Origin of the sequence: Mesorhizobium sp. M7A.F.Ca.US.014.04.1.1 (assembly GCF_003998745.1) — a bacterium.
Taxonomy (GTDB): domain Bacteria; phylum Pseudomonadota; class Alphaproteobacteria; order Rhizobiales; family Rhizobiaceae; genus Mesorhizobium; species Mesorhizobium ciceri.
Genome location: NZ_RZRW01000201.1, coordinates 1 through 9,519, shown reverse-complemented (window position 1 = coordinate 9,519; position 9,519 = coordinate 1). Strand labels below are relative to the sequence as shown.

The window sequence follows — 9,519 nt, the reverse complement described above, 5'->3', positions numbered from 1 at the left end:
CTATTGGCCTGCCATCTGGCCGTCGCCGGAGCCGGTCCAGCTCACCTTGTCGACGGCGACGCTCAATTTGCCGCTGCGGCCGCTGGCGACAGGCGACGAAGTAACGTTCGCCGAGCCGGAAGGTGCCACCCCCTGGGCAACAGAGACGATCCGCGCCGCCAATTCAGAGCGTCATGTCGATCGTGATGAGAAGACCGGAATGGTGACGCTTTCCATTGTTGACGATTTCGGCGAGGTGCGCGATCTCGCCCATGGCCTCGCCAATGGCAGCATCGCCCGCGAGACCTGGACGATCCATCCCGACGATCCGCTGTCGGCCTCGGGGAAGACGCACTGGACGCAGACCCTGTCGCGAAACGGATGGTCAGTACGCACCGAAACGACAGCCGAAATGCGATCGGACGGGCAAAACTTCAGCGTCAGCGCCAGAATCGAGGCCTATGAGGACGAAACCCTCGTCTTCGAGCGCAATTTCGAGGAGAAGGTGCCGCGCGCGTTTCTTTGAATGCCGATTTCATTGGTCCAATTGCGACGTACGATTTACGCCACGGCATGTCGCATTCGGTCTTGCTTACCGCTTTCCCTTGCGGTCATTATTCTCCTCACAAGAAACAAGAAAAACGACCGCAGAGTCGAACCAACAGAGTGAGGAACTCAAAATGTCGAACGAACTGGAATTTCTTAGCCGGCGTGTCGCGTCGGGCAAACTGAGCCGTCGTGATTTTCTCGGCCGGGCGGCGGCGCTCGGTATCTCCGCGCCCTTCGCCACCTCGCTGCTTTCAAGCGCTGCACGCGCGGCAGGCCCGGTCAAGGGCGGCACACTGAAGGCCGGACTTGTCGGCGGCGAATCCACCAACAGCCTTGATCCGGCACTGTTCATGACTCAGGTGCCGTTCGCCTTCGGCAAGATGTGGGGCGAATTGATTGTCGAGCTTTCGCCGGAAGGCAAGCTCGAGAACCGCATCGCCGAGGAGATCGGCTCGTCGGACGACGCCAAGGTGTGGACGCTGAAGATCCGCGACGGCGTCGAATTCCACAACGGCAAGACAGTGACCGCCGAGGACGTGGCCGCCACACTTGAGCGCCATTCCGACGAGAAGTCGAAATCCGGCGCGCTCGGCTACATGAAAGGTATCGAGACCATCAAGGCCAGCGGCAAGGAAGTCGTGCTGACGCTGAAGGAGGCCAATGCCGATCTGCCCTATTTGCTCAGCGACTATCACCTGATCGTCCAACCAAATGGCGGCAAGGACAAGGCTGACGCAGGCATCTCGGCCGGTCCTTACAAGGTCACGACCAATGAGCCCGGTGTGCGCCATGGCGGCGAGCGTTTCGCCAATTACTGGCAGGGCGACAAGATGGGCCATGCCGACCAGATCGAGATCATCGTCATCAACGATGCGACAGCGCGCACGGCCGCCCTGCAGGGCGGCCAGGTCAACGTGATCAACCGCGTCGAGCCGAAGATCGTCGACCTGATCAAGCGCCTGCCGGGCGTCACCATCCGCAACCACGCGGGTCCTGGCCACTACGTGTTCATCATGCATTGCAACACGGCGCCGTTCGACAACGCCGATTTGCGCATGGCACTGAAGCTGGCCATCGACCGCGAGGAAATGCTGGACAAGATCCTGCGCGGCTACGGTTCGCTCGGCAACGACTTCCCGATCAATGCGTCCTATCCGCTGTTTACCGAGATCGAGCAGCGCAAGTACGATCCCGACAAGGCCAAGTTCCACTTCAAGAAGTCCGGCCACGACGGCGCCGTCCTGCTGCGGACCTCGGACGTCGCTTTCCCGGGCGCCGTCGATGCATCGCAGTTGTTCCAGCAGAGCGCGGCCAAGGCCGGCATTCAGATCGAGCTGAAGCGTGAGCCCGGCGACGGCTATTGGAACGAGGTCTGGAACAAGCAGCCCTTCTGCGCGTCCTACTGGGGCGGCCGCTCGACCCAGGACCAGATGTACTCCACCGCTTATCTGTCGACCGCCGACTGGAACGACACGCGTTTCAAGCGTCCTGACTTCGACAAGATGGTGCTGGCGGCGCGCGCCGAGCTCGACGAGACCAAGCGCAAGCAGATGTATCATGACATGGCTGTCCTGGTACGAGACGAGGGCGGCCTGATCCTGCCGATGTTCAACCAGTTCATCGACGCTACCGGCGCCAAGGTCGGCGGCTGGGTCGACGATCCGCATCAGGAGCTGATGAACGGCTACGCGCTGGCGAAGTGCTGGCTCGAAGCCTGAGCTTGGCCTTGCGGATATGTCCTCACCCATCTTGAAACTGGTGGCCCAGCGCGTTGCGCTGGGCATTCTGCTCTTGTTGGCCGTTTCGGTCCTGATCTTCGCCGGCACCCAGATCCTGCCCGGCGACGTCGCGCAAGCCATTCTCGGACAGTCGGCGACGCCGGAGTCGCTTGCCAATCTGCGCGAGCAGCTCGGACTCAACCAGCCAGCCTATCTCAGGTATTTTCATTGGCTGGGCGGCGTGCTGACCGGCGATCTCGGCACGGCCATGTCGAGCGGGCAGGACATCGCCACGTCGATCAAGGGACGGCTGTGGAACACGCTGTTCCTCGCCTTCTGGGCGGCGATCGTCGCCGTGCCGCTGGCGATCATCCTCGGCCTGATCGCGGTGCGCTACCGCAATGGCTGGGTCGACAAGCTGATCTCCGGGCTGGCGCTGGCCTCGACCTCGTTTCCCGAATTCTTCATCGGCTATGTGCTGGTCTATTTCTTCGCCGTGAAATGGCAGATATTCCCCGGCATTTCGACCGTCTATGACGGCATGCCTTTTGGCGAACGGATGCAGGCGATCGCCTTGCCGGCGACGGCGCTGACGCTGGTCGTGCTCGCCCACATGATGCGCATGACACGCGCGGCGATCCTCAATGTCATGCAGTCGGCCTATGTCGAGACGGCGGAACTGAAGGGCCTGTCGGCCTTCAACGTCATCCGCAAGCACGCCTTCCCCAATGCCATCGCGCCGATCATCAATGTCGTCATGCTCAACCTCGCCTACTTGATCGTCGGCGTCGTCGTGGTCGAGGTGATCTTCGTCTATCCGGGCATGGGACAGTATCTGGTCGACCACGTCACCAAGCGAGACGTGCCGGTGGTGCAGGCGGTCGGCCTGATCTTCGCCGCCGTCTATATCAGCCTGAACATCATTGCGGACATAGCGGCGATCGTCGCCAATCCGCGTCTCAGACATCCGAAATAGGGGGCGGATATGCTCGATATCAAACGCATCCCCATCCCCGCGCTGATCGGCATCGTGCTGACGGCATTGTTCGTGCTTGCGGCGGTCTTCGCCCCCTGGATCGCGCCGCACGGCAATGGCGAAATCGTCGGCGACGTCTGGGAACCGATGTCGGCTGCCCATTTGCTGGGCACCGACAATCTCGGCCGAGACCTGCTTTCGCGCATGATCTACGGCGCCCGCATCACTTTGTTCATCGCGGTGCTGGCCACCGCGCTGTCGTTCTCGCTCGGCGCCATTCTCGGCTTCTCGGCGGCCGTCTTCGGCGGCTGGTTCGACACGCTGCTGTCGCGCCTCGTCGATCTCTTGATGTCGATCCCGACACTGATCATGGGTCTCGTCGTGCTGTCGGTGCTGCCGACCAATCTGGTGACGCTGATCCTGGTGATGGGCATTCTGGATTCGACCCGCGTCTATCGCCTGTCGCGCGCGGTCGCCGTCGACATCAACGTCATGGACTATGTCGAAGCGGCGAAACTGCGCGGTGAAGGCAGCGGCTGGATCATCTTCCGCGAGATCCTCCCCAACGCATTGTCGCCGCTGGTTTCCGAACTCGGTCTGCGCTTCATCTACGCGGTGCTGTTCCTGTCGACGCTGTCGTTCCTCGGCCTTGGCGTGCAGCCACCGGACGCCGACTGGGGCGGCATGGTCAAGGAAAACAAAGACGGCATCGTGTTCGGCATCGCGGCCGCACTCATCCCAGCGGGGGCGATCGCGCTGCTGGCGATTTCCGTCAACCTGGTTGCCGACTGGGTGCTCAACCGGACGACAAGCCTCAAGGGAGGACGCGGGTGATGGCCGACACCAAAGCGAAGCTCGGGCAACCGAAGTCAGGCCTGCTGCTCGACATCCGCAATCTGCGCATCGAGGCTACCGTCTTCCCGCCCGGCGAACCGCCGAAGGACATCGTGCTGGTGCACGATGTCTCACTGACGCTCGAGAAGGGCAAGGTGCTCGGCCTGATCGGCGAATCCGGCGCCGGCAAGTCGACTATCGGCCTGTCGTCTATGGGCTACGGCCGCGGCGGCGTGCGCATCACAGGCGGCGAGGTGATCCTGAACGGCCGCGACATCCTCAAGGGCGGCAAGGACGGCTTCCGCAAATTACGCGGCCGCGAGGTCTGCTATGTCGCGCAGTCGGCGGCAGCGGCCTTCAACCCGGCGCACAGACTGATGGACCAGGTGGTGGAAGCCACCCTGCTGCACGGCACCGCGACACGCGCCGAGGCCGAGAAGCGCGCGGTTGCGCTGTTCAAGAAGCTCAGCCTGCCGAACCCTGAAACCATCGGCGAGCGTTTTCCGCACCAGGTTTCGGGCGGCCAGTTGCAGCGTGTGATGACGGCGATGGCCCTGTGCTCCGAGCCGGACCTGATCGTCTTCGACGAGCCGACCACGGCGCTCGACGTGACGACGCAGATCGACGTGCTGGCGGCGATCAAGGACGCCATCCGCGACACCCATGTCGCTGCGCTCTACATCACGCACGACCTTGCCGTCGTCGCCCAGGTCTCCGACGAGATCATGGTGCTGCGCCATGGAAGGCTGGTCGAATGGGGCGGCACAAGGCAGATCATCAAGGAGCCGCGCCAGGAATACACCAACGCGCTGGTCTCGGTGCATGAGATCGAACACCAGGAGCAGAAGCCCGGCACGTCGCCGTTCCTGTCGGTGAAGAACGTCACCGCCGCCTATGGCCGCAGCCATATCAAGGTGCTGAAGGACGTATCCGTCGACATCTATCCGGGCCAGACGCTGGCCGTGGTCGGCGAGTCCGGCTCCGGCAAGTCGACGCTGGCGCGCGCCATCACGGGACTTTTGCCACCCGAACAGGGTACCGTCACCTTCGACGGACGCGCGCTGGCCAACAGGCTGGCCGACCGGCCGAAGGAGGATCTGCGCCAGTTGCAGATGATCTACCAGATGGCCGATGTGGCGATGAACCCGCGTCAGACCGTCGGCACCATCATCGGCCGGCCGCTGGAGTTTTATTTCGGCATGCGCGGCCGTGAGCGCGACAGACGCGTTGCCGAACTGCTCGACAAGATCGAGATGGGCAAGGGATTTTCCGACCGCTACCCGGCCGAGCTTTCCGGCGGCCAGAAACAGCGTGTCTGCATCGCCCGGTCGCTTGCCGCCAAGCCGAAGCTGATCATCTGCGACGAGGTGACCTCGGCGCTCGATCCGCTGGTGGCACACGGCATCCTCGAGCTGCTGCTGGAGCTGCAGAAGGAAGAGAACGTCGCCTATCTGTTCATCACGCATGACCTTGCCACGGTGAAGTCGATCGCCGATTCAATCGCGGTTATGTATCGCGGCGAGGTGGTGCGTTACGGCCCCAAGGGCAAGGTGCTGAGCCCGCCCTTCGACGCCTACACCGACCTGCTGCTCTCCTCGGTTCCAGAGATGGAAATCGGCTGGCTGGAAAAGGCAATCAAGGGACGGCGCATGGCCAGCGCGGGGAACTAAAGCAATTCCGGGAAAACTGGGAACCAATACTGCCGGAAGAAAAAGGCAGGCGCTTCCCCTGGAAATTGTGTCAGACCAAGCTGCCACATAGGGGCGTCAGCGACCGTCATCCGGATGCAACACTAGAGCGCCACACGTCCTTCGGGACGAGCGCCGCTCGCACGACTTTTAAACAGGGGTAGGACATGAAAACTGAACTCGATTATCTCGCCGAACTCGCCGGTCACGGCCGGATATCGCGCCGTGCCTTTCTTGGGCGCGCCGCCGCGCTCGGCGTATCGGCGGCCATGATGCCGGCGCTGGCCGGCAAGGCATTTGCCCAGACGGCGGTGAAGGGCGGTATCATCAAGGCTGGCCTGCAGGGCGGGGAATCCACCAACAGCCTCGATCCGGCGCTGAATCTCAGCCAGGTAACCTTCAGCTTTGGCAAGCTTTGGGGCGAGTATCTTGTGCGCCTCACACCGGACAACAAGCTGGTCAACCTGATTGCCGAAGAGATTGGCGCCTCAGCCGACGCCAAGACATGGACGATCAAGATCCGCGATGGCATCGAGTTCCACAATGGCAAGACGGTCGGCGCGGAGGACGTTGCCGCCACCATCGAGCGCCATGCGGACGAGAAGTCCAAGTCCGGAGCACTCGGCATCCTCAAGAACATCAAGGGCGTCAAGGCGAGCGGCAAGGAAGTCATCGTCACGCTCGGCGACGCCGATGCCGACTTCCCCTATCTGATGGCCGACTACCATCTCGTCATCCAGCCGAATGGCGGCAAGGACGATCCGAATGCCGGCATCAGCGCCGGACCCTACAAGGTTAGCGTCAACCAGCCAGGCGTGCGCCATGGCGGCGAGCGTTTCGCCAATTACTGGCTTGGCGACAAGGCCGGCCATGCCGACCAGGTCGAGATCATCGTCATCAATGATGCGACCGCACGGCTTGCAGCCTTGCAAGGCGGCCAGGTGCACATGATCAACCGCGTCGAACCCAAGGTCGTCGATCTGGTCAAGCGCATCGCGGGCGTTTCCATCGAGAACGTCTCGGGCAAGGGCTACTATCCGTTCAACATGTTCTGCGACACCGCACCTTTCGACAGCAACGATCTGCGCATGGCGCTGAAGCTAGCCATGGACCGCGACGAGATGCTGGAAAAGATCCTGCGCGGCTATGGCTCGGTGGGTAACGACTTCCCGATCAACGAGGCCTATCCGCTGTTTTCCGCCGATATCGAACAGCGCAAGTTCGATCCGGACAAGGCGGCGGCAGCCTACAAGAAATCAGGCCACAGCGGCTCGATCGTGCTGCGCACCTCGGACGTCGCCTTCCCGGGCGCCGTCGATGCCGCACAGCTCTATCAGCAGTCCTGCGCCAAAGCCGGCATCAAGATCGAGATCAAGCGCGAACCCGGCGACGGCTACTGGTCGGAGGTCTGGAACAAGCAGCCTTTCTCGCTCTCCTACTGGGGCGGACGCGCCACGCAGGACCAGATGTATTCCACCGGCTATGTCTCGACCGCCGACTGGAACGACACGCGCTTCAAGCGGCCGGAATTCGACAAGATGCTGTTTACCGCGCGCGGCGAGCTCGACCAGGCCAAGCGCCAGGCGATCTACCACGATATGGCAGTGATGATGCGTGACGAAGGCGGGCTGATCGTGCCCTTCTTCAACCAGTTCATCGACGCGGCCGCCACCAACAAGATCGGCGGCTATGCCAAGAGCCCTATCGGCGAAATGATGGACGGCTACGCGCTTGCCGAGTGCTGGCTCAACGCTTGAGCGGACCCTGATCGTCCGATTTCATCTATCAGAACGCCGTGTGCCCGGGACGGCACACGGCGTTCCCGTTTCAACCGCCAACCGCATGGAGCAGCCCGTGGCGCTCAAATCCAAGCTTCTGCTGATCATCCTCGATGGCGTGCCTTACCGGAACTGGCGCCGGCTGATGGGCAATCTCGAAGGCTGGGTGCAATCGGGCGAGGCGCAGGTCTGGAAGATGCGCTCGGTGCTGCCGTCGACCTCGGCCTGCTGCTATGCCTCGATCCACACCGGGGTTTCGCCGCAGGTGCACGGGATTCTCTCCAATGAGAACCGTTTCCGCGTCGAGCAGCCCGATATCTTCTCCGAGGTCAGCAAGGCAGGCGGCAAGACGGGGGCGGTGACCCATTCCTACTGGTCGGAATTCTTCCGCGCCTACCCGTTCGACCTGGTGGAGGGCATGGAATTCGACGAGCCAGGCGGGCCGATCACGCATGGCCGCTTCCACACCATGACCGGTTACAATCTCCGCAACCAGATGACGCCGAGCGATGTCGACCTGTTCGCGACGCTGACCATGCTGACGAAACGCCATGGCATCGACTACGGCATCCTGCACACCTGCACGCTGGATTCGATGGGACACCGCTTCGGCCACGACTGCCACGAGATGGACCATGCCGTCTATGCGATGGACGGCATGCTGGCCGCCTTCCTGCCACGCTGGATCGAAGCCGGCTATGAGGTGATCGTCACCGCCGATCACGGCCAGACCGATCGTGGCCATCACGGCGGCCATGACGACGAGATGCAGGATTTCGCGCTGTATTATTTTGGACAAGGCAAAGGGCCGGATGCGGACACACTACTCGACCAGCTGCAGCTGGCGCCGACGGTGCTGAGCCGACTGGGCGTTCCCGTGCCCGCGACGATGAAGGCGAAGTCTTTCTTGGAGTGAGAAGCGGTCCGCGAAGCTCTTCCCTTCTGCCCTTGTGGGAGAAGGAAGAGGCGCACCTCTGGCAACCTCCGCGCTCTTCGGTTAGCCTCCGCAAAATTCCTTGGCGGAGGATGAACCTTTTTGGGCCGATCAGCGACAGAGCAGACAGGAGCCAGGCGGCTCGACCGGCCATGACGGCAGCGACGGAGACCGATCGCGCGCTTGTCGACCGGGTCGCGAAGGGCGACCGAGCCGCCGTGCGGCTCCTGTTCATGCGTCACCACGCGCGGGTCTACCGCTTCGTGGCGCGCCAGACGGGATCGGAAATGATGGCCGACGATATCGCCAACGAAGTCTTCCTCGAGTTGTGGCGCCAGGCGCCCGGCTTCGAAGGGCGTTCCGAAGTCTCGACATGGCTGCTCGGCATTGCCCGTTTCAAGGCGCTGTCCTTTCTGCGCAAGAAGAAGGAAGACTGGATCGACGACGAGGCCGCCGCCGCGGTGCCCGACGGCGCCGACACGCCGGAAGTCGTCACCATGAAGGAAGACAAGGCGGCCGCCCTGCGGCGCTTCGTCGACGCCTTGCCGGAAGAGCATCGCGTCGTCATCGATCTTGCCTATTATCACGGGCAGTCGGTGAGCGAGATCAGCGAGGTGCTCGACATTCCGGTCGCCACCGTCAAGACCCGGATGTTCTACGCCCGCAAGAAACTCGGCGAGGCTCTCAAGGCCGCCGGTTACGACAGGGGGTGGCCATGAGCGCCGCTGAAAAGATGTCGCGCCGCGACGAAATGGAAACGCTGCTGCCGTTCTACCTGAACGGCTCGCTGGAAGGTTCCGACCTGGAAGCGGTCGAGGAATGGCTGGCCAGCGATCCGGCCGCACTTGCCGCCCTTGGCGAAGCTGAAGCCGAATTCTCCGGCGCCACGGCCGCCAACGAAGCAATCCGGCCGCCGGCCGATGCGCTCAGCCGCTTTGCCAAGGCACTCGACGCCGAGGCCGGGCCTGCGCGCAAGCCGGCAGGATCGTCCTGGCTGGCGCAGGCCTGGGGCCGCTTTATGGCGGTGCCGGTCCGCGTCGAGTGCCTTGGCAAAGCGGCTGAG

Annotated in this window: 7 protein-coding genes and 2 pseudogenes; all 9 read left to right on the top strand. The window is 62.7% G+C overall.

Annotated elements, in window-relative coordinates; translation table 11 throughout:
- Window positions 1-505 (top strand): annotated as a pseudogene (locus tag EOA22_RS15410) (peptidase S15); the annotation flags it as partial.
- A gap of 154 nt (window positions 506-659) precedes the next feature.
- Window positions 660-2,246 carry an ABC transporter substrate-binding protein gene (locus EOA22_RS15405; protein ID WP_063169819.1) on the top strand — a complete coding sequence of 529 codons (1,587 nt, stop codon included), beginning with the start codon at window positions 660-662 and terminating at the stop codon, window positions 2,244-2,246.
- Window positions 2,247-2,262: 16 nt separating this feature from the next.
- Window positions 2,263-3,222, top strand: coding sequence for an ABC transporter permease (locus tag EOA22_RS15400; protein WP_013528249.1), 960 nt, complete (start codon window positions 2,263-2,265; stop codon window positions 3,220-3,222).
- Between the two features lie 9 nt (window positions 3,223-3,231).
- Window positions 3,232-4,056 (top strand): ABC transporter permease, encoded by an 825-nt coding sequence (locus tag EOA22_RS15395; RefSeq protein ID WP_013528250.1) that lies wholly within the window; start codon window positions 3,232-3,234, stop codon window positions 4,054-4,056.
- Window positions 4,056-5,726: an ABC transporter ATP-binding protein gene (locus EOA22_RS15390; protein WP_013528251.1), complete on the top strand. Its 1,671-nt coding sequence runs from the start codon at window positions 4,056-4,058 to the stop codon at window positions 5,724-5,726. Before EOA22_RS15395 ends, EOA22_RS15390 begins: the two co-directional genes overlap by 1 nt.
- A gap of 185 nt (window positions 5,727-5,911) precedes the next feature.
- Window positions 5,912-7,501, top strand: coding sequence for an ABC transporter substrate-binding protein (locus EOA22_RS15385; protein ID WP_024501943.1), 1,590 nt, complete (start codon window positions 5,912-5,914; stop codon window positions 7,499-7,501).
- 97 nt (window positions 7,502-7,598) lie between these two features.
- Window positions 7,599-8,438 (top strand): alkaline phosphatase family protein, encoded by an 840-nt coding sequence (locus EOA22_RS15380; RefSeq protein ID WP_024501944.1) that lies wholly within the window; start codon window positions 7,599-7,601, stop codon window positions 8,436-8,438.
- A 170-nt stretch (window positions 8,439-8,608) separates the two neighbouring features.
- Window positions 8,609-9,175: a sigma-70 family RNA polymerase sigma factor gene (locus EOA22_RS15375; protein WP_027163789.1), complete on the top strand. Its 567-nt coding sequence runs from the start codon at window positions 8,609-8,611 to the stop codon at window positions 9,173-9,175.
- Window positions 9,172-9,519: pseudogene (locus EOA22_RS15370) on the top strand (anti-sigma factor); the annotation flags it as partial. The gene EOA22_RS15375 and the pseudogene EOA22_RS15370, both read left to right, overlap by 4 nt.